Here is a 24214-nt window from a genome sequence, read left to right as displayed (position 1 = left end):
GCGGCGGAGCATGGTAGGCGGGCGCAGGCTTGAACAGGCCCGCGCCCGGAGCGGGCAGGGATCAGGCGACGCTGCCGGCGTAGTCCGCGGCAGGCTTCTGGGTCCAGGTCACGTCCATGTCGACCTTGGCCGCCGCCAGGAGGTTCATCACCGGGCAGCGGAATTCGACATTCTTTGCGAGTTGCCGGAAGCGTGCCTCGGGTTCGTCGGAGTAGACGATGATTTCCAGCTTGCCGCTTTCGAAGTAGGGCCGGATGCCCGGAACGCCCTTGGGCCCGCGCACGTCGATCTGGCTTTCGCAGGCGAAATCGACGCCCGCGTAGGCAAAGCCCATGGCGTTGGCGACCCCGTTGATGATCACCCCGTCGCAGCCGACCAGCGCGACCAGTACGGTCTCAAGCGGGCTGGGGGCGGAATTCGTGCCGCCGAGCGATGCGGGTTCGTCGGTATAGACGGGATCGAAATCCCTGACCTGGATCTTCGTGCGGGTGCCTGCCGCGTTGGTGGCCTTCACGTGCCGCACGCCGATTTTCTTCGTCTCGGGATCGATGCTTGGCTCGATGATGTCCTCGTCGATCATGTCGGACATGACGGTCTCCTGTGTCAGCTTATGGATAGGAGCGCGCCGACGGGGGCGTCGCCGCGCAGGAGGTCGAAGAGAAGCCGCACGATCACGAAGACCACCGAGCCGTAGATTGCGGCCGTCCAGAGGCGCATCCTCGCGCGGTAGAAGAGCATCCACGCCAGAAGCGCGATGGTGGGGATGCTGAGACCGATGGCCCAAACCGCGATGGCATAGGCAATGAGCGCGGCGAGGACCGTCAGTTCGCCCGCGTCGCGCGCGAAATCGTTCTCGTACTCGCGGATCCCGCGGATCACGAGCCAGAGCGCCAGCGGCAGCCCCGGCAGGATCGCGAGCGAGGGCATGAGGCGCGAGGCGGGGTTGAACGTGAACATCTCCCACATCGCATAGGCGAACATCAGCGACGCGATGCCGGCGAGGACGAGGGCAATGCCACGGTTTGCTTCGGGCGCGGGCACCTCTTCCTCTTTTGGTGCGTTGGCAGCCGGGCGGGCCCGCGTTCTGGCCCAGCGCACCGCCGAAAGGATGAGCGGAATGACGATCACCGACCCGATCAGCAGCACCCCGGGGCGCGTCAGCCAGGACCAGCCGTGGATCTGGTTGGCGAGCCAGAAATACTGTTCCATCGGGCCCGAGAGGACGAAGCCCACGAGGGCGGGTGCGCGGGGCCATCCGCCATGCTTCATCAGCCAGCCCAGTGCGCCCAGTGTGAAGAGCATGAAGATATCGCCCATGGTCGAGGTCGACTGGTAGGCGCCGATGATCATGATCAGCACGAGCGGTGCAGCGATGATCGCGAATGGGATGCGCGTGAGCCGGGCGAGGGCCGGAGTGATCGCGAAGCAGAGCGCCGCGCCCACAACCGACGTCAGCGCCACGGACCAGACGATGAGGAACATCAGATCGGGGTGCTGGGTGATCATCCGGGGCCCGGGGTAGTAGCCGAAGGAAAAGAGCGCCCCGAGAAAGATCGCCGCCGCCGGGCCGCCCGGCACGCTGAAGAGAAGCGTGGGCACCAGATCGGAGATCACGGTGGCGTTGTTCGCCCCTTCCGAGGCGGCGATGCCCCGGATCTCGCCCTTGCCGAACTTCGACTTGTCCTTGGCCGAGCGGATCGAATGCCCGTAGGCGACCCAGGTCGAGGCCGAGGCGCCGACGGCGGGGACGAAGCCGCCCAGAACGCCGATGAAAGCCGCACGCAGAACGAGCCATTTGTGGCGCCAGAAATCGCGGAAGCCTTCGCCCCACTGGGCGACCTTCATGCGCTCGTGGCTGATTCCGCCGCCGGCGGCGAGCATGGAGATCACCTCCGCCACCCCGAAGAGGCCGAGGGCCACGATCGTCAGCGAAAACCCGTCGAGGAGGTAGACCTGCCCAAAGGTGAAGCGGAAATCGGCGGCGGCCTGTGCGGGGCCCACGACGCCCAGAAGCATGCCGAGGCAGGCGGCGGCGAGGCCCTTGGCAAGATCCTTGCCGATCATGGAGGAGGCGAAGAAGAGGCCGACGAGCGCGAACATGAAGAGTTCGGGCGTCGACAGAAGAAGGACGATCGGCCCGGCGACCGGGATCGCGACGAAGAGGATCAGCGCGCCCACCAGCCCGCCCACCATGGAGGCGAGGAAGCCCACGCCCAGGGCGCGGGCCGCCTGGCCCTGTTTGGCGAGCGCATGGCCCTCGATCGCTGTCGGGGCCGAGGCGGGCGAGCCGGGTGCCCCCAGAAGAACCGAGGTGATCGTGTCGGAGGTGTAGACGACCGACACGGCCCCGAGGAGCATCGCGAGCCCCGAATAATCGTCGAGATAGTAGACGAAAGGCAGAAGGATCGAGACCGCGGCGACACCGCCAAGCCCGGGCAGCATGCCGAAGATCATGCCCACGATCATGCCGGCGAATAGGGCCGCAAGCCTGATCGGGTCGAAGAGCGCGTCAAGCGCGACAAGCGCGTTCTCGAACATGAAGGTTCCTCGACCGGCCAGCCTTACGTGGCGCGGGCCCGGAAGCCGGGCCCGCGCGGGTGGGTTATCAGAAGTTCACACCGTATTTTTCTGTCAGGAGGTTGCGCAGATAGTCGCGCACCTCATCCGAGGGTGAGAGCGCCGCCTTGATCGCCGCCTCGGTATCGGGGCCCGCGTTCAGGCGTGCGCCATTCGTCACTTTCTGGCTTTCCTCCTGGAAGGCAGGGTCGGCGTTGATGGCCGCCACTGTCTCGGCGAAGATATCAAGCACTTCCTGCGGCACGTCGGGGTGCATGTAGCCGGTGAGCCCGTAGGCATAGGTGACAGAGGCGATGCCCTGGAAGGCATCCCATTCGATGCCCGAGGGCGCCTCGCCATTCATCGTTTCATAGACCTCGTAGACCGAGGGCAGTTCCGGCGCGATCGGATCGCGGGCCTTGAGGACGCCGCCTTCCATGGCCCCGCCCGTCCAGAGCGGGACTGCGCGGCCTTCGGCCACCGAGGGTACGACCTGGGTGAGGTAGACCGGCGTGAACTGGTAGTCTAGGTTCAGTTCGCCTTGCTCGAAGGCCAGGCGTACCGGGCCGCGTCCGTTGAAGCCGAGCACCGATTTCACATCGAGATCGAGCACTTCGAAGGACAGAAGCCCCGGCAGATCCGATGCCGCCGCCGCGATGCCGCCATAGATGAGCGGCGTCGAGGCGTTCTTGATGTCGGCCGCGCTGGTCACGCCGGTGTCGGGCGAGACATAGGCCACCGCGCTGAACGGGTGGCTGTAGGCAACGCGGTAATCGGCAAGCCGATATTCGACGCCTTCCTGACCGAGGACGAAAGGGTTCGCCGTGGACGAGGTGGTGAACAGGATCGTAGTGCCGTCCGACTTCGCGTTCTGTTCGAACCAGTTCGCACCGAGGATCGAGCCGCCGCCGGGCCGGGAGACGACGTCGATCTCGGGGTTGCCGGGCAGGTGCTTCTCGAAATAGGGCTCGAGGAATTTCGCCGAAACGAAGGTGGCCCCGCCTTCGCCGAAGGGAACGACGACCTCGATCGTCTTGCCTGCGAAGTATCCGTCCTGAGCGTGGGTCGCGGTCGCCAACCCGATGAGCGCGGCAAGCGCCGCAGTGGTTTTCAGTAGCCGCATGTGTCCGTTCCTCCCTTGGTTATCGTCTGGGTTTCTTGAGTTACCCTATCGTATTCCTGAGCGTGCCGAGGCCGGTGATTTCGACCTCCATCACGTCGCCGTCGGCAAGATAGCGCGGCGGCTTGAAGCCGATTCCCACGCCGACCGGAGTGCCTGTCGCGATGATGTCACCGGGCAGAAGTGTCATGGTCCGGCTCATCGTTTCGATCAGCGTCGGGATGTCGAAGATCAGATCGGACACCTTCGCGCGCTGCCGTTCTTCACCATTGATCCGGGTGACGAGTTCGAGGGCGGTGACGTCGCCCACCTCGTCGGCGGTCGCGATCCAGGGGCCCATCGGGCAGAACGTGTCGACGCCCTTTCCTATGACCCACTGGTTGTGATCCTTCTGCAATTCGCGCGAGGTGACATCGTTGATGGTGACATAGCCGAAGACGTGGTCATAGGCCTCGGCCTTCGGGACCTGGAAACAGCGCTTGCCGATGATGACGCCGAGTTCGCCCTCGTAATCGACCGAATTCGTGGGGTCGAGTGATCCCTTCACCACCGCCCCCGGGCCGCAGACCGAGGTTGTTGCCTTGGTGAAGACGACCGGATGGGAGGGCACGGTTTCCTTGGCGCTTGAATCGAAGCCGCTGGAATGGAATTCTGCGGCATGGGCGTAATAGTTCTTGCCCACGCAGAAGACATCGCGGCGCGGTTCGGGGATCGGCGCCAGGAGGCAGACTTCCGACAGGGGCACCCGCCGCGTTCCGGAGTTGCCCCAGCGATCCAGGGCCTCTGCGCCGCCTTCGATCACACCAAGCACCGCGCGGTCGGCCCCGGCGCCCTCGGCACAGACGACGGCATCCTCCCCGTCGATGAAGCCCGCTGCGACAGTATCGCCGATCTGGAAAGTAACGAGTCTCATATTGTCGACATTTCCATTTTTTATCGATAAAATGATGAAACATATATGTGGCCGCCTGTCAAATGGCGTGTCGTGGCTGAAGAGGCTCCGGTGACCCAAGGCATGCAAAGTACGAAATCGCCGTCTCCCGTTCGGCCGGACGAGGCCGAAACGCTGAGCCAGGCAGCCTATCGCGCGCTGAAGCGCGACATCATCCGTGGGGTGCGGGTGCCCGAGGAGCGGCTTCGGATCGAGAAGCTGAAAGGCATCTACGGTATCGGACCCACGCCGCTGCGCGAGGCGCTTCAGAAGCTGAGCCAGGACGGGCTTGTGCTGAGCGAGGGCAATCGCGGTTTTGCCGTCGCCCCGCTGGACCCCTCGGAATTCGCCGATCTCAACCTTGCCCGCACCGCCATCGAAAAAGAGGCGCTTAGGCTGGCGATCGAGAAGGGCGATGACGCCTGGGAGGCGCGGATCGTGGCGGCGAGTTACATTATGCGTAAGGAAGACATGGCGCTTCCAGGCACGCGTGGAGGCGTTCCCGACAGTTGGGAGCGGGCCAATACCGAGTTTCACGAGGCCCTGGTTGCGGCCTGCGGTTCGGCCTGGCTTCTGAAGATCCGCGAAGGGCTTCAGGAGTTGTGCGAACGGTACCGTCGGGCGTCCGTCTATCAGGAGCTGGGGTCCCGCAACCTCGGGGCGGAACATGCCGAGATCGCGGAGGCGGTGCTTGCCCGGGATACCGAGCGCGCCTGCGCACTGACCGAGCGCCATTTCGCGCTTACGGCTGCCAGTCTGACGGGGCCCGAGAGCAACCGCGCTGTGGCATCCTGACCATGAGCGGTGAGATACTGCTGTTTCTTTTCGCGGGGCTTCTGGGGGGCGCGGTGAACGCGGCGGCGGGGGGCGCAAAGCTGTTCGTTTTCCCTCTGCTTCTTGCCTCGGGGTTGCCACCGATTGCGGCCAACGTGACCCAGGGCGTCGCGCTATGGCCCGCGCAGCTGCCCGCCGTCTGGGTATACCGGCGCGAGATCGCGGCGGAAGCCCGCCGGCTCGCCCTGTTGCTTGTGCCTGCCTTTGCCGGGTCGCTGGCGGGCGCCATCATCATGGTGAATTCGAGCGACGAGGCCTTCGTTCGCGTCGTTCCGCTTCTTCTGGCCATCGCGGTGGCGGCGATCGTTCTCGGCCCCCGCATGGCCGATCTGGTGCGCCGCGTTCTGCCCGGTGGGCGGCTTCAGGCGGTTACGGTGATCCTGATCGGCGCGATCGGCTTTTACGGTGGGTTCTTCGGCGCGGGCATGGGCTTCATGCTGCTCGCGGTTCTGACGATCGCGTCGGGAAGCGGGCTGAGCCAGGTGAACGGGGCAAAGAACCTTCTGGCCTTCGTCATTCAATCCGTCGCGGTGGGCCCGATGATCCTTTCGGGGCTTGTTGACTGGCTTGCGGCTTCCTGCGTTCTCGTCGGCGGGGTTGTTGGGGGCTATTGGGGCGCGCTGCTCGTAAGGCGCCTGCCGGAGGCGCTTGTCCGGCTCGGTGTCGCGGCGCTCGGCGTTATTCTGACACTTTCCTTCCTGGCATTCTGAGGGAGACGGCCCATGCAAGTACTGACCTTCGTAGAGAGTGGGACGCGCAAGCTTGGTGCGATCTACGGTGACCGGGTAGTGGATCTTTATGCCGCCGACCCGCGGCCCGAGTTTCGCGAGATGACCCGATTCATCGAAGGCGGCGAGGCAGCATTGACCGCGGCCCGCACGGCCTGCGCGGCGGCCCCGCCCGAAGCGGTTCGCGACAGCGTGAGCCTTACTCTTGCCGCACCGCTTCTGCCGTCGACCGTGTTGTGCGCGGGAAGCAACTACCGCGCCCACAACGCGGAAAAGGCCGGCGCGCCGCTGAGCGGGAAGGAGCCGGAATTCTTCCTGAAGACCGCCGATTGCGTCGTTGCGCCGGGCGAGGGGATCGTGCACGACCCGCGACTGACCGCGAAGCTTGATTGCGAGACGGAACTTGCCATCGTTATCGGCAAGCCCGGCCGGCACATTCCGGTGGAGGAGGCGCTTGATCATGTATTCGGCTACACCGTCGCCAATGACGTGACCGCGCGCGACAGGCAGGTGCGGTTCACCGATGACGGGACAGTGTTTTACGAGCTTGGCCGCGGCAAGGCTTTCGATGGCAGCCTGCCGATCGGCCCGGTCATCACCACGACCGAGGATATTCCCAACCCCCAGGCGTTGATGCTGTCGACACGGATCAACGGCGAATTGCGGCAGCACGCTTCCACCGGGGATATGATCTGGACCTGCGCGGAATTGATTCAGGTGTTTTCGACGAATTTTACGCTGAAGCCCGGCATGGTGATCCTAACCGGCACGCCAGCCGGTACCGCGTGGTCGGTGGATGCCGAGCTTGGCGGATCGTGGCAGCCGACCGACGATCTGGTTGCTGCCACGCGCTACTGTCTTCCCGGAGATGTCGTGGAAAGCGAGATCGAGGGCATCGGTGTTCTGCGCAACCCGGTGATCGAAGGCTGACGGCCGCGTCGCGGCCGGCGCGGTGTTCAATTCATGCTCGATTAAGACCCGGTGGGTAATGGAATGCCGGCAGACGCGCGGCTCACCAGAGCGAAGAGAGCATGGAAACAAGCTCAGACGATATGGCCGGTACCCGGCTCAACGAATTGCGTGAAAACTGGTTGAACCCGCCGGACCTTGTGGACCGAATTCCCGAGGTCGTTCCCGGCTACCCTGACCGCATCGTGCCAAAGGACGACAAGGCGGCAGCGGAACTCAAAAAGCGCACGCTGACAAACCTCTACAACGTCCGCCCTGCATGGCTCAACCATGCCCACCGCACATTGGATGAAGCCGTCGCTGAAGCCTACGGTTGGGGAAACGATTTTCGGGCCGGGATGCTTTCCGATGACGAAATTCTAGCCCGTTTGTTTAGGCTCAATCAGGACCGTGCATCAGCCGAGTTGATCGCGCCAGAAACCTGATTCAAGCAGCATCCGTGTCCACCGCATGCTCTTTGAGAATTGTCTTTACCCATTTGCGTGCAGAATTCAGGCTTTGCCGATAGTCATCGGCGGCCAATGAAAGGGACTCCGGCGAAGTGGCTCGATCCAAATCGTCGATACTCCAATCGTCAGCCAACCGTTTGCTGATCGCGTAGCAAGTGGCCTTACCCACCCTGAAAGCGGTGAACCGCTGTGCCGCCTTCAAAACTGCTCTTCGAACTTCTTCGGCGTCGCCCTGTCCTGCGAACGAAAGTTCGAGTTCAGCGGCCATGCGGTCAACTGCGGAGTATTTCCCGTTAACAAATAGCGTCTGACTGTCCTTGTAGAAGCGACCGGCCCGCCCAGAAATCGCCTTCGCTGCAATCTCTTCTGGGTCCACCAGAATCTCAATGGTGGGGACCCGCTCCAAGGCGCGGGACTCTTTGGACAGCTTCGCTCCCTCAGGAGCCTTCCTCACTTTCTTTGTTGGGCTCGCTCGCGGCGTCTGGTGCCGAATGCGGTCCATAAGCTCTTCGTCGACCGGGTCGTCTGAATCTAGGGGGTCAGAATTGAAGAAGTCAGTCTCGTCCGATCCATCGTTGGTCTTGTCCACCTTCTGGGGGTCGTGAAGGCGCTTCGGATTGAAGGCTATCGTTGGGACACGGAACTCATCCAAGAGCTTTTGAAGGTCCTTTTGCAGATCGTCTAGGTTGTCGTCAGATGGCGGATGCTCTTTCCGAATAACTTCTTTGACCCAATCCGGCATCAACTCGCGCACGAGGCCGTGGAAGTGCTCGGCGAGGATGGGCGAACGGTCACTTGGTGCAGTCAGCCCGTCCCTATACTGGTTCGGAAGAGCCGCTGCGTCTGGAAGAATGATTTCGATGGTTAGGACTGTCGAACCAAAAGGAATGCCAAAGTTTGGAGCAGCGGCAGACCATGCCTTCCGGTTCTTGAAGTCGTATCTCTCATCCTTGTGGAACGCAGGAGGATCTGCTCTGGGGCGAGGCCGGGGCGGACCGGCTGGAAGGCAATGCCGGCTTCGATCGGCTGGAGGGCGGGGACGGAAGCGACTGGCTCGACGGCGGGGCGCAGGCGGATGTGCTTTATGGTGGCACGGGGGATGACGTGCTTCTGGGCGGCGACGGGTTCGACCGGCTGTTCCGGGGCGCGGGGGCCGATCTTCTCGATGGCGGCGAAATGGGTGACGGGATGTTCGGAGAGGGCGGCGACGACGTGCTTCTGGGCGGCGGCGGGGATGACAGGCTGAATGGCGGGCCCGGCAACGACCTGATCGACGGGGGCGCGGGGGCCGATGAGCTGTTCGGCGGGGCCGGGTTCGACACGATCCTGGCGGCGCCGGGCGACGATGTGCTGGCGGGAAATTTCAATGCCGACACTTTCGTGTTCACCGATGGGTTCGGGGCGGATGTGATCCTCGATTTCGAGGCGGGAAATGCGTTCGAGCGGATCGACCTGAGCGCGGTGACGGAGATCACCGACTGGGCGGATCTTGTGGCCGCGCACATGGTGGCCGAGGGTGCGGATGTGCGGATCAGCGCGGGGGCGGACAGCGTTGTGCTTCTGGGCGTTGCGCTGGGCGATCTCGACCCGGGGGATTTCGTTTTCTGAGGGCGCGCGCGCCGGTCCGGCGCGCCTAGCGCCCCGCGATCATGTCGGCCTGGCGCACGATGACCTCGGCCTGGCGGATCGAGGCGAGATCGACCAGCCTTCCCTTGTAGACCGTGGCCCCGGCGCCCTCGCGCTTGGCCTGTTCCATGGCGTCGAGGATTTCGCGGGCTTCGCTGACCTGGGCGTCCGACGGGGTGAAGACCTCGTTCGCGAGCGCTACCTGTTTGGGGTGGATCGCCCATTTGCCGACCATGCCGAGGGTGGCAGAGCGAAGCGCCTGGGCGCAGAAGCCTTCGTCATCGGAGAAATCGCCGAACGGCCCGTCGACCGGCAGCACGCCATGGGTGCGGCAGGCGGCGACGATCGCCGTTTGCGCCCAGTGCCAGGGATCGGACCAGTAGCGCGCGCCGTCGCGGAGCATGTAGTAGTTTTCCTGCGTACCGCCGATGCCGGTTGTCTGCATTCCCATGGAGGCCGCGAAATCGGCGGCGCCCAGCGACATGGCCTGGAGGCGGGGGGAGGCTGCAGCGATCTCTTCGACATGGGCGATGCCCGCGGCGCTTTCGATGATCACCTCGAGCGCGATGGGTTTCTCGCGCCCCATCGCCGCCTCGATGGAGGTGACGAGGGCGTCGACGGCGTAGATATCGGCGGCGTTTCCGACCTTCGGGATCATGATCTGATCGAGCCGGGGGCCCGCCTGTTCGAGCAGGTCAACCACGTCGCGATACCAGTAGGGCGTGTCGAGCCCGTTGATCCGGACCGAAAGGTGCTTGTTGCCCCAGTCGATGTCGGAGATCGCCTGGATGATGTTCTTGCGGGCCTCGGGCTTGTCGTCGGGGGCCACGCTGTCTTCGAGATCGAGGTTGATCACGTCGGCGGCAGAGGCGGCCATCTTCTCGAAGATCGCGGGACGCGAGCCGGGGCCGAAAAGCTGGCAGCGGTTGGGGCGGGCGGGCGCTTGCGGCTGAATGCGGAAGGACATGGAGAAAGCAACTTTATTTCGGTTTGGTTGCGCTGAGGGGTAGATTATTGCGGGCGGTGCGGCAAGGTTCATTTTGCACGTGCAGAAACTTTGCCCTGCGCAGGGACGATGCCGTCGCCTTCGGCACCGGTCGTGCAAGATTCTTGTGCAGAATGCCACTTCTGAAAAACGAATTGCGAAAATTCGGCAGTTGCGGGTCTGAATTTTCGCTGAAATTGAGATCGCACGCCCCCATAGTGGCGCGCGCTGCTGGAGGGCCCTTGCGATGATTGAAACCCCGTATCTTCTTTTCCTCGGCGATGCGCCGGATCAGCTTGCCGTGAAGGTGGCACAGGGAATCCGCGACTGGCGGCCCGAGAACGTGGTGGGCCAGCTTCGGCTGCCCGGGTGCCAGGCGGATGTCAAGGTGCCGGACATGGACCTGGCAGAGGCCCGCGCGGCCGGGGCGAAAACCCTGGTGATCGGGGTGGCGAACCGGGGCGGCGTGATTTCCGACAGCTGGAAGGCCGAGCTTCACACCGCGCTGGAACAGGGATTCGATCTGGCCAGCGGCCTGCACAGCCTTTTGCGCGACGAGCAGGATCTGGTGGCGACCGCGAAGGCCCATGGCCGGATGCTGCACGATGTGCGGGTGCCGAGCGTGAAGTACCCGATCGCCAACGGCAAGAAACGGTCGGGCAAGCGGGTGCTGGCGGTGGGCACGGATTGCTCGGTCGGTAAGATGTACACCGCGCTGGCGATGGACAAGGACATGCGGGCGCGCGGGATGAAATCGACCTTTCGCGCGACGGGGCAGACCGGCATCCTGGTGACCGGTGACGGGGTGCCGCTTGATGCCGTGATCGCGGATTTCATGGCCGGATCGGTGGAATGGCTGACACCGGACAACGACGACGATCACTGGGATCACATCGAGGGGCAGGGCAGCCTGTTTCACGCGTCGTTCTCTGGTGTGACCATGGCGCTGATCCATGGCGGGCAGCCCGATGCGCTGATCCTGAGCCACGAGCCGACGCGGGCGCATATGCGGGGGCTGCCGGATTACCAGTTGCCCACGCTCGAGGCGCTGAGGGACATGGCGCTGCCGCTGGCGCGGATCGTGAACCCGGGCTGCGAGGTGGTGGGGATTGCCGTCAACACCTCTGCCTGGGGCGAGGATCAGGCGCTGAGCTATCTCGAGGACGTGGAAAGGCGCATGGGCCTTCCGGCCTGCGACCCGTTCCGTCAGGGCGCCGGGCGGCTGGTGGACGCGCTTGACGCCATCGGGTAACGCTGGCGTTCGTGAGACAGCCTGAGCCCTTGTCCCGGATCCTTCAGCGGATCGACAGTGCCCCGTGGTCGCATCTTCTGTTCTGGCAGGGGGGTGCGGTGACGGGGGAGACGCCCATGGTCGTGCTCGATGCCGATGATGCGGAGATCGCGGATGATGCCGTGGGCCCGTGGATCGAGGTGGCCGGCGCGGTATGGCGGCCGTTCCTCGGCGTCGATGACGTGCGGTCGGTGCGGGCGAACCTGGATGCGCAGGTGGAGGGCTATGGGGCGGATCTTCTTTACCGCGCGCTTGGCCATTACCACGACGAGGATGCGTTCCTGCGCGTCGATGCGGCGGACCTGGGCTGATGCTGGTATCGGTGACGCGCGACAGGTTCCGGCTGGCGGAGGCCTTCACGATCTCGCGCGGCAGCCGGACGGAGGCGCAGGTGCTGACCGTCACGGTGGAGGAGGGCGGCGTAGAGGGCCGCGGCGAATGCGTGCCCTACGCGCGGTATGGCGAGACATTGGAGAGCGTGGAAGCGCAGATCGGCGCGCTGTCGGGGCCGCTGACGCCCGAGACGCTGGGAGCCATGATGCCGGCGGGCGCGGCGCGGAATGCGGTGGACTGCGCCCTGTGGGACAGGATTGCCAAGGCGCAGGGCGTGCGGGCCTGGGAGCTTCTGGGGCCGGGCGCGGCGGCGCCGGGGCCGGTGGTGACGGCCTTCACCCTGTCCCTCGCGGCGCCTGAGGAGATGCGGGCTTCGGCGGCGAAACACGCCCATCGCCCGCTTCTGAAGGTGAAGCTGGGGGGCGAGGGGGATATGGCGCGGCTCGAGGCCGTGCGGGCCGGCGCGCCGAAGACGCGCATCATCATCGATGCGAACGAGGGTTGGAGCGCGGAGGAATATTCCGAGCTTGCCCCACACCTGGTGCGGCTGGGCGTGGAGATGGTGGAACAGCCTTTGCCCGCGGGCGATGACGGGATGCTGGGGGAGATCGCGCGGCCCCTGCCCGTGTGCGCTGACGAAAGCTGCCATGACCGCAGGAGCCTGCCGGGCCTCGAGGGCAAGTACGACATGGTGAACATCAAGCTCGACAAGACCGGGGGGCTGACCGAGGCGCTGGCCTTGCGCGATGCCGCGCGGGCCGGGGGCTATGGCATCATGGTGGGGTGCATGGTGGGCTCGTCCCTTGCGATGGCGCCCGCCGTGCTGGTCGCGCAGGGGGCGGAGATCGTGGATCTTGACGGCCCGCTGCTTCTGGCGGAAGACCGGGTTCCGCCGCTGCATTACGACGAGGCAGGCGTGCATCCGCCGGATGCCGCGCTTTGGGGATAAGGAGCCTGCGCATGAGCCGTACCGTTTACGTGAATGGAGAGTACCTGCCCGAGGAAGAGGCCACCGTATCGGTCTTCGACCGGGGGTTTCTGTTTGCCGATGGCGTTTACGAGGTGACGAGCGTGCTGGGCGGCAAGCTGATCGATTTCGCGGGCCATGCGGCGCGGCTGAAGCGATCGCTTGGCGAGCTTGAGATGGCCGCGCCCGTCGATGACGACACGCTTCTGGATATTCACCGCGAGCTTGTGGCGCGGAACGATATCGAGGACGGACTTGTCTATCTGCAGGTGACGCGGGGCGCGGCGGACCGGGATTTCGCCTTTCCCGAGGGCGCGGCGCCGACGCTTGTGATGTTCACCCAGTCGAAGCCCGGGTTGGCCGAAAGCCCGGCGGCGGCGAACGGGATCAAGGTGATCTCGATCCCCGATATCCGCTGGGGGCGGCGGGACATCAAGACGGTGCAGCTTCTTTACCCGTCGATGGGCAAGATGATGGCGAAGAAGGCGGGCGCGGATGACGCCTGGATGACCGAGGATGGTCACGTTACCGAAGGCACCTCGAACAACGCCTATATCGTGAAGGGCGGGAAGATCATCACGCGGCACCTGTCGAACGACATTCTGCACGGGATCACGCGGGCCGCCGTTTTGCGGTTTGCGCGGGAGGCGCAGATGGAGGTCGAGGAGCGGGCGTTCACCGTGGAAGAGGCAAAGGCGGCGGATGAAGCTTTCGTGACCTCGGCCTCGGCCTTCGTGATGCCGGTGGTGGAGATCGACGGCGTGACGCTGGGCGACGGGGCACCCGGGCCGGTGGCGCGGCGGCTGCGGGAGATCTACCTCGACGAAAGCCGGAAGGCGGCGGTTTAGGGCGCGGTTTGCCCGGCTGCGTGCGGGGCGGGTTCGGGCAGCGTGTTTCCGATGTGGTAGCAGCGATCCAGCAGCGCTGCGCGGCGGGTTGCGGAGCCGGTTGCGCCGTGGAGCAGTTCGAGGCGGCGAGGGGATAGGCCGAAATAGCCGAAGGTGCCCCTGATCCAGGCGGTATCAAGCGCGGCCTCGTTTCCATCGGCCTGCATCTCGTCGGAGCGTGCCCCGGCGGGGATCAGGAGGATGCCCGTGCGGGGCCGCTGGAGCGACCGCTCGGGATCGTCGAGCTGATCGTAGGCCCAGCCCCAGGACCAGACGCGATCGACCCAGCCCTTCGTCATCGCGGGCATCCCCCACCAGTAGAGCGGGAAGACGAGGCAGATCGCGTCAGCGCGCGCGATGCGCGCCTGTTCGGCGGCGACGTCCCGCGGGGCCGGGGCGCCGTCATCGGCCTCGATATCGGCCAGAGTCCAGCGCGGATCGAAGCCTTCGGCGTGGAGGTCGGCCAGTTCGGTCGTGTGCGCGGCGGCCTCGGCGCCTTCCATGAAGCGGCGGGCCGCGGCGGCGCTGAACGAGGCCGGGTCGGGGTGATCCAGAACGGTGAGGACGTGCATTCGCGTGGCTCCGGGCGCTGCGTGAAGGGGGCAGCGTAGGGGCTCAAGCCGGGTTGAGGTCAAGCGAAAGTTCGCGCCCGGCGTTGCGCCGGCACGTCAGCCGGTCGCGGCGCGGCGGAGGGTTTCCATCAGTTCGGTGAGGTTCCTGATGTACATCTCACCCATGAGCCGATCTTCGGCGTCGAACTGGTTGCGGGCGTCGGCGACGAGCACTTCGGGACCGGTGAGGAGCCGGGGGCGGAAGGGCGTCATCGCGAGGCGGAGCGCGTAGGAGGCGCGCGCGCCCCCGGCGCGGCCCGCCGCCGCGGAGACGATCGCCACCGGCTTGTCGCGCCAGGGCGTGCCCTTGGTGCGGCTGACCCAGTCGAGCGCATTCTTCAGCCCGCCGGGGATCGATTGATTGTATTCCGGGGAGGAGATGACCACCGCCTCGGCCCCCGCGATCTGGCCTGCGAGGCGCGTCACCTCGGATGGGATACCATCGGCCTCTTCCCGATCGGCATCGTAGAGCGGCAGGCGGATGTCGCCGAATTCATGCGGCCCGCCGTAGAGGCGCGCGGCCTCGCGGGCGAGTTTCGTGTTGGTCGACTGGGCGCGAAGCGAGCCCGAAATGCAGAGAAGCATGGAATCACGGAAGATTTGCGACGGTTCTTTTGCGACCTAGCGGCAAAGCCGCCCTCTGCAACCCCCCGCCCGGGTCAGAGGCGCTTTTCCATCCAGGCGGCGCCGCTGCCTTCGGCAGCGCGGAAGCCGAAGCCTGCGAAGGTTTCGATCCGGTGATGGCTGGCCTTGGTGTTGAGCCGGAGCGAGGTGAGCCCGATCTCGCGCGCCGCGCCTTCGAGCGCGGTGACGAGTGCCGCGGCGATGCCCTTGCCGCGCATCTCTTCGACGACGTAGAGGCGGCGCGCCTCGCCGTAGCGCACATGGTCGAGCAGCGCGATACAGCCGACCGGGCGGCCATCGAGCCGGGCCACGAGAAACTCGCTGTTGGGGGCAAAGAGATCGGCGGTGTCGCCAGCCGTGTCGAGCGGCCCGCTTTCGGCGATGATGCCTTTCAGGGTGCCGGAAGACGGCGACTCGATTCTGATCGAGAGTTGCGGCAGATCGAACATCGTTCGCCCCCTTGGCAGATCCCACGGCGATCCCTGTAGCGGGGCGGCCGTGCTGCGCGCAACGATTCGCAAAGACAGTGTGGATAACCTGTGGATAAACAGGCCGCTGGCGCCCCGGAATGTCTACATCTTGTGGATAAACTGTCTTTGGCCGCATCCCGTGGGGTTCATAATTGACTTCCCCGATGCACGGGCGGAAGCTTGTCCCAGGCGGAATCACGAAGAAGAAAGCAGGCGGCCGTCGTGCAGTTCACGAAACTCAGACTGAACGGGTTCAAAAGCTTCGTCGACCCGACGGAGATGCTGATTGCCAACGGGCTGACGGGCATCGTCGGGCCGAACGGGTGCGGCAAGTCGAACCTCCTCGAAGCGCTGCGCTGGGTGATGGGCGAGAACCGCCCTACCGCCATGCGGGGCGGCGGGATGGAGGACGTGATCTTCGCCGGCACCACGCGCCGCCCGGCGCGGAACTTCGCCGAAGTCGCCGTGATGATCGACAATTCCGAACGGCTGGCACCGCAGGGATTCAACGACAGCGACGTGCTGGAGATCGCGCGGCGGATCACGCGGGACGTGGGATCCGCCTACAAGGTGAACCAGAAGGACGTGCGGGCGCGCGATGTGCAGATGCTGTTCGCCGATGCCTCGACCGGCGCGCATTCACCGGCGCTGGTGCGGCAGGGCCAGATCTCGGAACTGATCAACGCGAAGCCGCAGGCGCGGCGCCGGATTCTGGAAGAGGCCGCGGGGATTTCGGGCCTGTACCAGCGGCGGCACGAGGCGGAGCTGAAGCTGAAGGGCGCGGAGACGAACCTGGCGCGTGTCGACGACGTGATCGAGGCGCTGGCGCAGCAGCTTGCGCAGCTTGCGCGGCAGGCGCGGCAGGCGGCGCGGTACCGGGCGATCAGCGAGGAGTTGCGGCGGTCTGAGGGGCTTCTTCTGTACCGGCGCTGGCGTGAGGCGGATGATGCGCGGGCGGCCGCCGAGGCGGGGCTTGGCGTGAAGGTCAAGGCCGCCGCAGAGGCCGAGCGTCTGGCGCGGGAGGCCGGCGGCGCGCGTGAGGCGCGGGAGGGCGCGTTGCCGCCCCTGCGCGAGGAGGCGGCAATCGCCGAGGCCGTGCTGCAGCGGCTGACGGTGGAGCGGGATCGCCTGTCGGACGAGGAAGCCCGGGCGCTGAGCCAGATCGAAACGCTGGAGGCCCGGATCGCCCAGCTGACCCGAGACATGGAGCGGGAAGAGGCGCTGAGCCGGGATGCGGGCGAAACGATCGCGCGGCTGGAGGAAGAGGCCCGGGCGCTTGAGGCCGAGGGCGAGGGCCACGAAGAGCGGATCGAGGCGGCGGGCGCCGAGGCGCGGGATGCCGCGCAGGTCTTGCAGGACCGGGAATCGGAATTCACGCGGCAGACCGAGGACATGGCGCGGCTGGCCGCGCGCCACCAGTCGGCGCAGCGCCTTCTGGAAGACGCGACGCAGAGCGCAGAACGGGGCGAGGCCGAGGCGGCGCGGGCCGAGGCGGCCGCGCGCGAGGCGCAGGCCGCGGAAGGGGCGGCGGCGACCGCGTTCGAGGTGGCGGAGGCCGAGCTTCAGGTGGCGTCGCAGGCCGCGGCCGAGGCCGAAGAGGCGCTGACCGCCGCCGATGATGCGCGCGGCGCGGTGCAGGCGCAGGAGGCCGAGGCGCGGGCAAGCCGGTCGGAGGCCGAGGGCGAGGTGAGCGCGCTCAAGGCCGAGGTCGGCGCGTTGGCGCGGCTGGTCGACCGCGATACCGCCGAGGGCGGGCAGGTGCTTGACCTGCTGCGCGTCGATGGCGGTTACGAGAAGGCGCTGGGTGCGGCGCTGGCCGATGATCTGCGTGCACCGGAGATCGCGGGCGACGGATCGACCGGCTGGGCAAGGCTACCCGGCTATGCCAAACCCCAGCTTCTGCCCGAGGGCGTTGCGGCGCTGACCAACCACGTGACCGTGCCCGAGGTTCTGGCGCGGCGGCTGGCGCAGGTTGGGCTTGTGGACAGCGCCGACGGGGCGCGGCTGCAGGCCGATCTTCTGCCCGGGCAGCGGCTGGTCAGCATCGAAGGCGATCTGTGGCGGTGGGACGGGTTCCGTGCCGCGGCGGACGAGGCGCCGTCGGCGGCGGCGCTTAGGCTGAAGCAGCTGAACCGGTTGCAGGAGCTGAAGCAGGATCTGGAAGAGGCCAGCGCGCGGGCATCGGGCGCGACGCAGGCGCATGAGCATCTGAAGGCGAAGCTGGCCACGGTGACCGAGGCCGACCGGGCGGCGCGGGATGCGCGGCGGGCGGCGGACCAGCGGGTGACGGAGGCGAGCCGGGCGGTTTCGAAGGCGGAGGCGGAGCGTTCGATCGCGGCCGGGCGGCTGGAAAGCGCGCGGCAGGCGGCACGACGGCACGCGGACGAGGCGACTTCGGCGCGGGCGCGGATGCGCGAGGCGGAAGCCGCGTTGCAGGGCCTTGGCGATGTCGAGGCGGCGCGGGCGGAGGTGGAAGACCTGCGGATGGCCGCCGAGGCCGCGCGGATGACGATGATGACCCGACGGTCGGAACACGACGAATTGCGCCGCGAGGCGGAGGACCGGGCCAAGCGGCTTGAGGCGATCGGGGCGGAAGTGACCTCGTGGACCAACCGGGCGGAGACGGCGGGGACGCGGATCGCCGAGCTGCAGTCGCGGGTGGACGCCTCGGGCGAGGAGCTTGAGGCCGCACGCGGCAAGCCCGGCGAGCTTGAGGCTGCGCGGGAGCGCTTGTCGGACGACATCGATGGCGCTGAAACCCGGCGGAAGGCGGCGGCGGATGCCCTGGCGGAAGGAGAGACCGCGCTGAGGGGTGCGGTGGATGCCGAACGGCAGGCGGAGCGCGCGGCGTCGGAGGCGCGGGAAGCCCGGGCGGCGGCGGAAGCGCGTGCCGAGAGCGCGCGGGAAACCGTGGAGGCCGCCGTGTTGCGGATCCGTGAGGATCTGGACACGAGCCCCGGAAAGCTTCTGGAAACGCTCGACGCCGACCCCGATGCAATGCCCGCCGCCGACAAGGTGGAGGCCGACGTGGCGCGGCTGAAGCGGCAGCGCGATGCGCTGGGCGCGGTGAATCTGCGCGCCGAAGAGGATGCGCGCGAAGTGGAGGAAGAACACGCCACGCTCGTGAACGAAAAAGCCGATCTTGAAGCCGCGATCCGCACCCTTCGGTCGGGCATCGCGAGTTTGAACCGAGAGGGACGCGAGCGGCTTCTCACCGCGTTCGAGCAGGTGAATTCGAACTTCGGGATGCTGTTCACGCATCTTTTCGGGGGCGGCGAGGCGAAGCTTGTGATGGTCGAAAGCGAGGATCCGCTGGATGCCGGGCTTGAGATCATGTGCCAGCCGCCCGGCAAGAAGCTGGCGACGCTGAGCCTTCTGTCGGGGGGGGAGCAGACGCTGACGGCGCTGGCGCTGATCTTCGCGGTGTTCCTTGCGAACCCCGCACCGATCTGTGTTCTGGACGAGGTGGATGCGCCCCTGGACGATGCCAACGTGAACCGGTTCTGCGATCTTCTGGACGAGATGACGCGCCGGACCGAGACGCGGTTTCTGATCATCACGCACCACGCGGTGACGATGGCGCGGATGGACCGGCTGTTCGGGGTGACGATGGGCGAGCAGGGCGTGAGCCAGCTTGTTTCCGTCGACCTGAAGAAGGCAGAAGCCCTGGTGGCCTGAGATCAGGCTTTGGTTAACGAGTGTGCTTTAGACCCCGGAGAACCGGGGCACTGAGAGGACGAGCATGCGGGAAGCGGCGGCAGTGGCCATCGCGATGATGTTTCTGGCCATGGCCGGAAGCGCGGGCGATCAGGAGGCGCGGGTGCCGGCCTCCTTTTCCGGGGAGGGCGCGGCGATCACGTGGTTCTGATCGGCGGGCACGCTTCGGGCATCGTAGGGTGCCGGCCATGAGACGCGGTTGTCAGGCCGCGTTGTGTGCGGGGATCATCGCGGGTGCGGCGCAGGGCATTCGCGACGGCGATACGATTCTGTCGGCGGATCTGTCGGTGGAGGGAACCGCCGCGCTGCTGTCGGGGCACGTGAGCGGGTTCTAAGACGGATCGATGGCGCGCTATGGGCCGGGCGAAGGCTACAGTTACACCTATGCCGATGGGCTTGAGCCCTTCATGGGCACCTATGTGGCGGGGCCCGGTGGCGATGTGTGCGTGATGTTCGAGAGCGGGCGCGGGCGGTGCGACACCTATGTGGAGGCTGGCGGGCGGATGGTTCTGATCATCGCTGACGGCACGCGGTTTCCCGTGCGCAGCCGGACGCCGATGGCGCCCTGACGCCGGGAAAGCCGCAGGGGGCCTGCGGGGATCCGGGGCGTCAGGTTCAGAGACGGTTCAGAAGATCGCGCGTGGGCCAGGCGTCGGCGGGCAGGCCGAGACGGGCCTGTTCCTTCTGCACCGCCTCGCGCGTCATCCGGCCGAGAATGCCGTCGATTCCGCCAACGTCATGGCCGCGGGCGGTAAGTTTCTGCTGGAGCGCCTTCATTTCCGCGCCTGAGAGCGCCGGGGTGGGGTTGCCGGCGTCGAAGACCGGCGCGCCTTCGAGCCGGGTGGCGAAATAGGCGGCGGTCATCACGTAGACGAAGCTTTTGTTCCATTCGAAATAGACGTCGAAATTCGGGTAGGCGAGAAAGGCCGGACCGTTCCGGCCCTGGGGCAGGAGGATAGAGGCCTCGAGCCTGTCGGGGCCGAGGGCCGCGCTGCGGCCCTTGACGCCCAGGCGCTTCCAGTCGCTGACGCGTTTCTTGGTTTCCAACCCGGTTTGCGACCAGTCGAAACTGTCCGGCAGGGTGATTTCCTGAAGCCAGGGCTCGTTCGCGCGCCAGCCGAGGCGCGAGAGCATGTTGGCACCCGACATAAGCGCATCGGCAGGTGAGGTCTTGAGCGTCACATGGCCGTCGCCGTCGCCGTCGATGCCGGCCTCGATGATGTCGCCCGGCAGCATCTGGACCATGCCGATTTCACCCGCCCATGCGCCGGTGGTGCGGGCCGGATCGAGATCGCCGCGGCGGAAGAGTTCCAGCGCGGCGAAGACCTGGGGGCGGAAGAGATCGGGGCGGCGGCAATCGTGGCTGAGCGTCATCAGCGCGTTCACCGTGTTGAAGTCGCCCTGCACGGCGCCGTAATCGGTTTCGAACGCCCAGAAGGCGAGGAGGACGCCGCGCGGCACGCCCCAGCGTTGTTCGATCCGGTCGAAGACCGTGTCGTAGCGCTGGGCGTTGCGCTGGCCGTTCTGGACCCTGTTCTGGCTGATCAGGCGGCGGGCGAAATCGGTGAACGGCATCTGGAAGATGCCCTGCGCGCGGTCGGCGCGGATCACCGCGGGATCCTGCCGGACCGAGGCGAAGAAGCGATCGACCGTGGCCTTGTCGTAGCCGCGGGATGACGCCTCGGCCTTCATGCGGCTGGTGAAATCGCCGAAGGAGCCGCCGCAGGACACGGCGGCGAGGCTGGGGGTGGCAAGCGCCGACATCAGGACGGCGGCGGTGAGAATGGGGGCAGTTCTCATGGGACCTCTCGCGCTTTTCGGGGCGACCCTACGCGACCGGGGGCGCAATTCAACTCCCGAACGCCAATCGGCGGAATCATGCGCGAAGACGGCTTTGTTAACCTTTTCTTCGGGTTTGTTAACCTTTGGTTAACGAATTGGGCGGCAAATAGAGCCAATTCGTCTAAAATCTTAAAAACTCAACCGAGGTGGCCGCCGTGTCGACCGATGTTCTGATCGTGGAAAACGACGGCAGCCTGGCCAGCGTCTGGAAAGCGCATCTGGAACGCCAGGGTGTGAAGGTCAGTATTGCGGGGTCGCAGGCCGATGCGGTGGAGCATCTTCAGTTCCACCCTGCGCAGGTGATCGTTCTCAGCCTCGACCTTCAGGAAGGCAGCGCGCTGGCCGTCGCGGATTTCGCGAGTTACCGGCACCCGCGCGCGAAGGTCATCTTCGTCACGCGGACGCGGTTTTTCTCGGACGGGTCGATATTTCAGCTGGTGCCGAACACCGCCGCCTTCCTGCCGGCCAGAACGCCGCCAGAGGACCTGGCGGCGCTGGTGGAGCATCACGGGACGGAGCCGGCCGGCTGATCACGCCGCCTTGCGGATCATCTCGTCGCGGCTGTGGGGTTCGTCCCAGTCGAGCACCGGGTTGATCGGAATGATCCGGTGGGGATTTATCGTTTCATGGCTGTAGTGGTAGTGGCGGACGATGTGATCGAAATTCACCGTGCCCGCCACGCCCGGCCACTGATACAGCTCGCGCGCATAGGCCCAGAGGTTGGGGTAATCGATCAGGCGTTTGCGGTTGCATTTGAAATGCAGGTGATAGACCGGATCGAAGCGGAAGAGCGTTGTCACCAGCCGCCAGTCGGCCTCGGTGATCCGGTCGCCCATCAGGTAGCGGCGGGATGAGAGCCGGTCTTCCAGCCAGTCGAGATTTTCGAAAAGCGCCGTGACGGCCTCGTCATAGGCCGTTTGCGAGGTGGCGAAGCCGGATTTGTAGACGCCGTTGTTGACGTTCGAATAGACGCGCTTGTTCACCTCTTCGATGTCGCCCCGCATTTCTTCGGGCCAGTAATCGTCGGTGTTGCCGGTGAGGTGATCGAAGGCGGAGTTCATCATGCGGATGATCTCGGAGCTTTCGTTCGAGACAATGGTGCCGCGCTTCTTGTCCCAGAGAACCGGCACAGTGACGCGGCCCGAGGTGTTGGGATCGGATTTCAGATAGACGTCGCGCAGGAAATCGAACCCGAAGAGATCGTCGCCCGTTGCGCCGTCGAACCCGGTGTCGAACGTCCAGCCGTCCGACAGCATGTCGGGATGAACGACGGAGACGGAGATCATGTTTTCGAGCCCCTTGAGGCTGCGGAAGATCAGCGTCCGATGCGCCCAGGGGCAGGCATAGGAGACGTAAAGGTGGTAGCGTCCCGCCTCGGCCTCGAACCCGCCTTCGCCAGAGGGGCCGGGCGCGCCATCGGCGGTGATCCAGTTGCGGTAGGCGGCGTTCGAACGCACAAACTTGCCGCCGGTTTCCTTCGTTTCATACCACGTGTCGTGCCAGACACCTTCGACCAGTTGGCCCATTGGAACTCTCCTTTGCTGGCGGTCTACATAGGACAGAATCAACGCACAGACATCCGAGATGGGCGCAGGGGGGCGGTGTTTTGGCGCACAGATGAAATGCGCCGATTCCGCGACTTTCCCTTGTGAAATGGCGGATTGTTTCCGGTTTTCAGAGGTTTGAATAAATTTTTCTTGATTTAGAGGCGAATTGGGCCACCCTGCGCAGTGCTGCTCGGGGGAGTCAGGACATGTCGGAATATCTGCCCAAAGAGGTGCGTGCAGGGCTTGAGCTTGCCCGGAAGGCGCATCTGAGGAAGACGTCTCGCCTGAAGGTCAAGGTTGGCGACCAGACCTTCGCCATTCTGCGTTACTGGGATGACGGGTTTGCGGTGGACCCCGAGGAAGCCTCGAGTCTGCGCGGGCTTGTCGATGTTTACGAAGGCGCGCGGCACCTGTCGCAATGCCTGATCGTGGCCTCGTCGGAAGAGTCGGGCGAGATGGTGTACGAGTTCAAGCGCGCCACACCGGCGATGGACCATGCACCGGAGGATTACGAGCTTGATCCACGCGCGCCGGTGGCGCTGATCGGGCAGGGCTGAGCCCTACTGCAGATCGGCGAAGGCGGATTGAAGCCGTGCGACGGCGTCTTCGACGCGGGCGCGCTGTGTGCCGAAGTTGAACCTCAGAAACTTTTCGCCTCCCGGCCCGAAATCTGGGCCGCGCTGCGGCGCGATGCCGGCGGTTTCCATGACGCGGCGGTGGATTTCCTCGCGCGTCATGCCGGTGCCCGACCAGTCGACCCAGCCCAGATAGGTGGCCTCGAGCGGGGTGGCGGTGAGGCCGGGGATGGCGCCCACGCCCTTTTCGAACACCGCGCGGTTCCTGTCGAGATAGGCGACCTGAGCATCGGCCCAATCGGCGCCTTCGGGGCTGTAGGCGGCGGTGGTCATGGCTATGCCGATGATGTTCGGCTGGAGTTTGAGGGCACGCATCCGGTCGGCGAAGGGGGCGCGGAGTTCGGCGTTGGGGATAATCACGTTGCCGATGCGCATTCCGGCGATGTTGAAGGTCTTCGAGGCCGCCGAGAGGACGATCAGATTGTCCGCCGCCCCGTCGACCCGCATCGTGGGGGTGAAGGTGGCGTGGGGATAGACGAGATCCTGATGCACCTCGTCGGACACGAGGATCAGATCGTTGCGGTTGGCGAAATCGACGAGGGCGGCGAGTTCGCCCGACGTCCAGACCCGGCCCACCGGGTTGTGGGGCGAGCAGAGAAGCAGGATCTTCTCGTCGCCCGAGAGCGCGGCCTGGGCGGCGTCGAGATCCATCACGTAGCGGCCGTCTTCGCGGGGAAGCTCGACCTCGACCGCGCGGCGGCCGCCTGCGCGGATCGTGGCGGCGAATTCGTGATAGACCGGCGAGAAGATCACCACGCCGTCGCCCGGGTCGGTATAGGTATCGAGGACGAGGGCGATGCCGTTGCAGAGCCCCGTTACCGTGAAGATCGCCGCAGGATCGGGCGACCAGCCGTGGCGGGTTTCGGCCCACCAGACGACGGAGGCCAGATAGCTGTCGGTATCGAAGCCGTAGCCGAAGATGCCGTGATCGACCATGGCGCGGGCGGCATCGCGGACGCATTCGGGCGCCTCGAAATCGGTGTCGGCGATCCACATCGGGATGAAATCTTCGCCGACGGGATACAGCGCCTGCGTTCTGTCCCATTTCACCGAATAGGAGCCGCGGCGATCCGTGGGTTTGTCGAAGTTCAT

Annotated in this window: 27 protein-coding genes; 15 read left to right on the top strand and 12 right to left on the bottom strand. The window is 65.7% G+C overall.

All coding sequences use genetic code 11. The features are described from left to right. Positions 1–61: 61 nt before the first annotated feature. From RXV90_RS11505 to RXV90_RS11490, 4 genes are all read right to left on the bottom strand, one after another. Positions 62–589 carry an OsmC family protein gene (locus tag RXV90_RS11505; protein ID WP_316648827.1) on the bottom strand — a complete coding sequence of 176 codons (528 nt, stop codon included), beginning with the start codon at positions 587–589 and terminating at the stop codon, positions 62–64. 14 nt (positions 590–603) lie between these two features. Next, positions 604–2538 (bottom strand): tripartite tricarboxylate transporter permease, encoded by a 1935-nt coding sequence (locus RXV90_RS11500; RefSeq protein WP_316648825.1) that lies wholly within the window; start codon positions 2536–2538, stop codon positions 604–606. 67 nt (positions 2539–2605) lie between these two features. Next, complete coding sequence (locus tag RXV90_RS11495) at positions 2606–3679, bottom strand: hypothetical protein (RefSeq protein ID WP_316648823.1); 1074 nt, start codon at positions 3677–3679, stop codon at positions 2606–2608. A 40-nt stretch (positions 3680–3719) separates the two neighbouring features. Beyond that, on the bottom strand, positions 3720–4589 hold the full coding sequence (locus RXV90_RS11490) for a fumarylacetoacetate hydrolase family protein (protein ID WP_316648822.1): 870 nt from the start codon (positions 4587–4589) through the stop codon (positions 3720–3722). 102 nt (positions 4590–4691) lie between these two features. On the opposite strand from RXV90_RS11490, the gene RXV90_RS11485 reads away from it, so the two are divergent. From RXV90_RS11485 to RXV90_RS11470, 4 genes are all read left to right on the top strand, one after another. After that, the gene (locus RXV90_RS11485) at positions 4692–5402 is read left to right on the top strand and encodes a GntR family transcriptional regulator (RefSeq protein ID WP_316648821.1); all 711 of its coding nucleotides are present in this window, start codon (positions 4692–4694) and stop codon (positions 5400–5402) included. A gap of 2 nt (positions 5403–5404) precedes the next feature. Beyond that, positions 5405–6151 carry a sulfite exporter TauE/SafE family protein gene (locus RXV90_RS11480; RefSeq protein WP_316648820.1) on the top strand — a complete coding sequence of 249 codons (747 nt, stop codon included), beginning with the start codon at positions 5405–5407 and terminating at the stop codon, positions 6149–6151. Positions 6152–6163: 12 nt separating this feature from the next. Continuing rightward, positions 6164–7099, top strand: a complete 936-nt coding sequence (locus RXV90_RS11475; protein ID WP_316648819.1) for a fumarylacetoacetate hydrolase family protein — start codon at positions 6164–6166, stop codon at positions 7097–7099. 122 nt (positions 7100–7221) lie between these two features. Then, positions 7222–7563 carry a hypothetical protein gene (locus tag RXV90_RS11470; RefSeq protein ID WP_316648818.1) on the top strand — a complete coding sequence of 114 codons (342 nt, stop codon included), beginning with the start codon at positions 7222–7224 and terminating at the stop codon, positions 7561–7563. Between the two features lies 1 nt (position 7564). Here the strand turns inward: RXV90_RS11470 and RXV90_RS11465 are convergent, their stop codons facing one another. After that, the gene (locus tag RXV90_RS11465) at positions 7565–8341 is read right to left on the bottom strand and encodes a hypothetical protein (protein WP_316648817.1); all 777 of its coding nucleotides are present in this window, start codon (positions 8339–8341) and stop codon (positions 7565–7567) included. Between the two features lie 185 nt (positions 8342–8526). Here RXV90_RS11465 and RXV90_RS11460 point away from each other — a divergent pair, with 185 nt between their 5' ends. Then, positions 8527–9195 (top strand): calcium-binding protein, encoded by a 669-nt coding sequence (locus RXV90_RS11460; protein WP_316648929.1) that lies wholly within the window; start codon positions 8527–8529, stop codon positions 9193–9195. Between the two features lie 25 nt (positions 9196–9220). Here the strand turns inward: RXV90_RS11460 and RXV90_RS11455 are convergent, their stop codons facing one another. After that, positions 9221–10180 (bottom strand): L-malyl-CoA/beta-methylmalyl-CoA lyase, encoded by a 960-nt coding sequence (locus tag RXV90_RS11455; RefSeq protein ID WP_316648816.1) that lies wholly within the window; start codon positions 10178–10180, stop codon positions 9221–9223. Between the two features lie 265 nt (positions 10181–10445). Here RXV90_RS11455 and dgcN point away from each other — a divergent pair, with 265 nt between their 5' ends. Genes dgcN through RXV90_RS11435 form a run of 4 tightly spaced genes read left to right on the top strand, consistent with a single transcriptional unit; the run spans position 10446 to position 13637 of the window. Beyond that, complete coding sequence (gene dgcN, locus RXV90_RS11450) at positions 10446–11450, top strand: N-acetyltransferase DgcN (RefSeq protein WP_316648815.1); 1005 nt, start codon at positions 10446–10448, stop codon at positions 11448–11450. 29 nt (positions 11451–11479) lie between these two features. Then, the gene (locus RXV90_RS11445) at positions 11480–11800 is read left to right on the top strand and encodes a DUF7716 domain-containing protein (RefSeq protein WP_316648814.1); all 321 of its coding nucleotides are present in this window, start codon (positions 11480–11482) and stop codon (positions 11798–11800) included. Next, positions 11800–12771 carry an N-acetyl-D-Glu racemase DgcA gene (gene dgcA, locus RXV90_RS11440; protein ID WP_316648813.1) on the top strand — a complete coding sequence of 324 codons (972 nt, stop codon included), beginning with the start codon at positions 11800–11802 and terminating at the stop codon, positions 12769–12771. The genes RXV90_RS11445 and dgcA overlap by 1 nt, the downstream gene beginning before the upstream one ends. 11 nt (positions 12772–12782) lie before the next feature. After that, positions 12783–13637: a D-amino-acid transaminase gene (locus tag RXV90_RS11435; RefSeq protein WP_316648812.1), complete on the top strand. Its 855-nt coding sequence runs from the start codon at positions 12783–12785 to the stop codon at positions 13635–13637. On the opposite strand, the gene RXV90_RS11430 is transcribed toward RXV90_RS11435, so the two are convergent. The 3 genes from RXV90_RS11430 to RXV90_RS11420 all read right to left on the bottom strand — a co-directional run bounded on the left by RXV90_RS11430 (position 13634) and on the right by RXV90_RS11420 (position 15360). After that, complete coding sequence (locus tag RXV90_RS11430; protein ID WP_316648810.1) at positions 13634–14248, bottom strand: NAD(P)H-dependent oxidoreductase; 615 nt, start codon at positions 14246–14248, stop codon at positions 13634–13636. The genes RXV90_RS11435 and RXV90_RS11430 overlap by 4 nt on opposite strands. 96 nt (positions 14249–14344) lie before the next feature. Beyond that, on the bottom strand, positions 14345–14872 hold the full coding sequence (locus RXV90_RS11425; RefSeq protein ID WP_316648808.1) for an NADPH-dependent FMN reductase: 528 nt from the start codon (positions 14870–14872) through the stop codon (positions 14345–14347). Positions 14873–14946: 74 nt separating this feature from the next. Then, entirely contained in the window at positions 14947–15360 is a 414-nt protein-coding gene (locus RXV90_RS11420) for a GNAT family N-acetyltransferase (protein WP_316648807.1), read from the bottom strand. Between the two features lie 243 nt (positions 15361–15603). Between RXV90_RS11420 and smc the strand changes: the two genes are divergently transcribed. The 4 genes from smc (at position 15604) to RXV90_RS11400 (ending at position 19667) form a co-directional block, all read left to right on the top strand. Beyond that, entirely contained in the window at positions 15604–19059 is a 3456-nt protein-coding gene (smc, locus tag RXV90_RS11415; RefSeq protein ID WP_316648806.1) for a chromosome segregation protein SMC, read from the top strand. A gap of 64 nt (positions 19060–19123) precedes the next feature. Further along, on the top strand, positions 19124–19249 hold the full coding sequence (locus tag RXV90_RS11410) for a hypothetical protein (RefSeq protein WP_316648805.1): 126 nt from the start codon (positions 19124–19126) through the stop codon (positions 19247–19249). A 37-nt stretch (positions 19250–19286) separates the two neighbouring features. Next, entirely contained in the window at positions 19287–19433 is a 147-nt protein-coding gene (locus tag RXV90_RS11405; RefSeq protein ID WP_316648804.1) for a hypothetical protein, read from the top strand. A gap of 9 nt (positions 19434–19442) precedes the next feature. Next, positions 19443–19667 carry a hypothetical protein gene (locus RXV90_RS11400; RefSeq protein ID WP_316648803.1) on the top strand — a complete coding sequence of 75 codons (225 nt, stop codon included), beginning with the start codon at positions 19443–19445 and terminating at the stop codon, positions 19665–19667. Between the two features lie 46 nt (positions 19668–19713). Here the strand turns inward: RXV90_RS11400 and RXV90_RS11395 are convergent, their stop codons facing one another. After that, positions 19714–20898 (bottom strand): lytic murein transglycosylase, encoded by a 1185-nt coding sequence (locus RXV90_RS11395; protein WP_316648802.1) that lies wholly within the window; start codon positions 20896–20898, stop codon positions 19714–19716. A gap of 197 nt (positions 20899–21095) precedes the next feature. On the opposite strand from RXV90_RS11395, the gene RXV90_RS11390 reads away from it, so the two are divergent. Further along, positions 21096–21470, top strand: coding sequence for a response regulator (locus tag RXV90_RS11390; RefSeq protein ID WP_316648801.1), 375 nt, complete (start codon positions 21096–21098; stop codon positions 21468–21470). Here the strand turns inward: RXV90_RS11390 and RXV90_RS11385 are convergent, their stop codons facing one another. Further along, positions 21471–22466 (bottom strand): glutathione S-transferase family protein, encoded by a 996-nt coding sequence (locus RXV90_RS11385; protein ID WP_316648800.1) that lies wholly within the window; start codon positions 22464–22466, stop codon positions 21471–21473. Positions 22467–22693: 227 nt separating this feature from the next. On the opposite strand from RXV90_RS11385, the gene RXV90_RS11380 reads away from it, so the two are divergent. Beyond that, positions 22694–23044 carry a hypothetical protein gene (locus tag RXV90_RS11380; RefSeq protein WP_316648799.1) on the top strand — a complete coding sequence of 117 codons (351 nt, stop codon included), beginning with the start codon at positions 22694–22696 and terminating at the stop codon, positions 23042–23044. A gap of 3 nt (positions 23045–23047) precedes the next feature. Here the strand turns inward: RXV90_RS11380 and RXV90_RS11375 are convergent, their stop codons facing one another. Further along, positions 23048–24214: a MalY/PatB family protein gene (locus RXV90_RS11375; RefSeq protein ID WP_316648798.1), complete on the bottom strand. Its 1167-nt coding sequence runs from the start codon at positions 24212–24214 to the stop codon at positions 23048–23050.

This window comes from Ovoidimarina sediminis (assembly GCF_032586175.1).
In the GTDB taxonomy this organism is placed as follows: Bacteria; Pseudomonadota; Alphaproteobacteria; order Rhodobacterales; family Rhodobacteraceae; genus Ovoidimarina; species Ovoidimarina sediminis.
This window is presented reverse-complemented; position numbering and strand designations above follow the sequence as displayed.

Coding starts and splice junctions, on each gene's coding strand:
- RXV90_RS11430 (WP_316648810.1), bottom strand. CDS start 14,248: ATGCACGTCCTCACCGTTCTGGATCACCCCGACCCGGCCTCGTTCAGC.
- RXV90_RS11375 (WP_316648798.1), bottom strand. CDS start 24,214: ATGAACTTCGACAAACCCACGGATCGCCGCGGCTCCTATTCGGTGAAA.
- RXV90_RS11435 (WP_316648812.1), top strand. CDS start 12,783: ATGAGCCGTACCGTTTACGTGAATGGAGAGTACCTGCCCGAGGAAGAG.
- dgcA (WP_316648813.1), top strand. CDS start 11,800: ATGCTGGTATCGGTGACGCGCGACAGGTTCCGGCTGGCGGAGGCCTTC.
- RXV90_RS11505 (WP_316648827.1), bottom strand. CDS start 589: ATGTCCGACATGATCGACGAGGACATCATCGAGCCAAGCATCGATCCC.
- RXV90_RS11475 (WP_316648819.1), top strand. CDS start 6,164: ATGCAAGTACTGACCTTCGTAGAGAGTGGGACGCGCAAGCTTGGTGCG.
- RXV90_RS11425 (WP_316648808.1), bottom strand. CDS start 14,872: ATGCTTCTCTGCATTTCGGGCTCGCTTCGCGCCCAGTCGACCAACACG.
- RXV90_RS11380 (WP_316648799.1), top strand. CDS start 22,694: ATGTCGGAATATCTGCCCAAAGAGGTGCGTGCAGGGCTTGAGCTTGCC.
- RXV90_RS11420 (WP_316648807.1), bottom strand. CDS start 15,360: ATGTTCGATCTGCCGCAACTCTCGATCAGAATCGAGTCGCCGTCTTCC.
- RXV90_RS11405 (WP_316648804.1), top strand. CDS start 19,287: ATGAGACGCGGTTGTCAGGCCGCGTTGTGTGCGGGGATCATCGCGGGT.
- RXV90_RS11470 (WP_316648818.1), top strand. CDS start 7,222: ATGGCCGGTACCCGGCTCAACGAATTGCGTGAAAACTGGTTGAACCCG.
- RXV90_RS11490 (WP_316648822.1), bottom strand. CDS start 4,589: ATGAGACTCGTTACTTTCCAGATCGGCGATACTGTCGCAGCGGGCTTC.
- RXV90_RS11455 (WP_316648816.1), bottom strand. CDS start 10,180: ATGTCCTTCCGCATTCAGCCGCAAGCGCCCGCCCGCCCCAACCGCTGC.
- RXV90_RS11500 (WP_316648825.1), bottom strand. CDS start 2,538: ATGTTCGAGAACGCGCTTGTCGCGCTTGACGCGCTCTTCGACCCGATC.
- RXV90_RS11495 (WP_316648823.1), bottom strand. CDS start 3,679: ATGCGGCTACTGAAAACCACTGCGGCGCTTGCCGCGCTCATCGGGTTG.
- dgcN (WP_316648815.1), top strand. CDS start 10,446: ATGATTGAAACCCCGTATCTTCTTTTCCTCGGCGATGCGCCGGATCAG.
- RXV90_RS11485 (WP_316648821.1), top strand. CDS start 4,692: ATGCAAAGTACGAAATCGCCGTCTCCCGTTCGGCCGGACGAGGCCGAA.
- RXV90_RS11400 (WP_316648803.1), top strand. CDS start 19,443: ATGGCGCGCTATGGGCCGGGCGAAGGCTACAGTTACACCTATGCCGAT.
- RXV90_RS11385 (WP_316648800.1), bottom strand. CDS start 22,466: ATGGGCCAACTGGTCGAAGGTGTCTGGCACGACACGTGGTATGAAACG.
- RXV90_RS11410 (WP_316648805.1), top strand. CDS start 19,124: ATGCGGGAAGCGGCGGCAGTGGCCATCGCGATGATGTTTCTGGCCATG.
- RXV90_RS11395 (WP_316648802.1), bottom strand. CDS start 20,898: ATGAGAACTGCCCCCATTCTCACCGCCGCCGTCCTGATGTCGGCGCTT.
- RXV90_RS11480 (WP_316648820.1), top strand. CDS start 5,405: ATGAGCGGTGAGATACTGCTGTTTCTTTTCGCGGGGCTTCTGGGGGGC.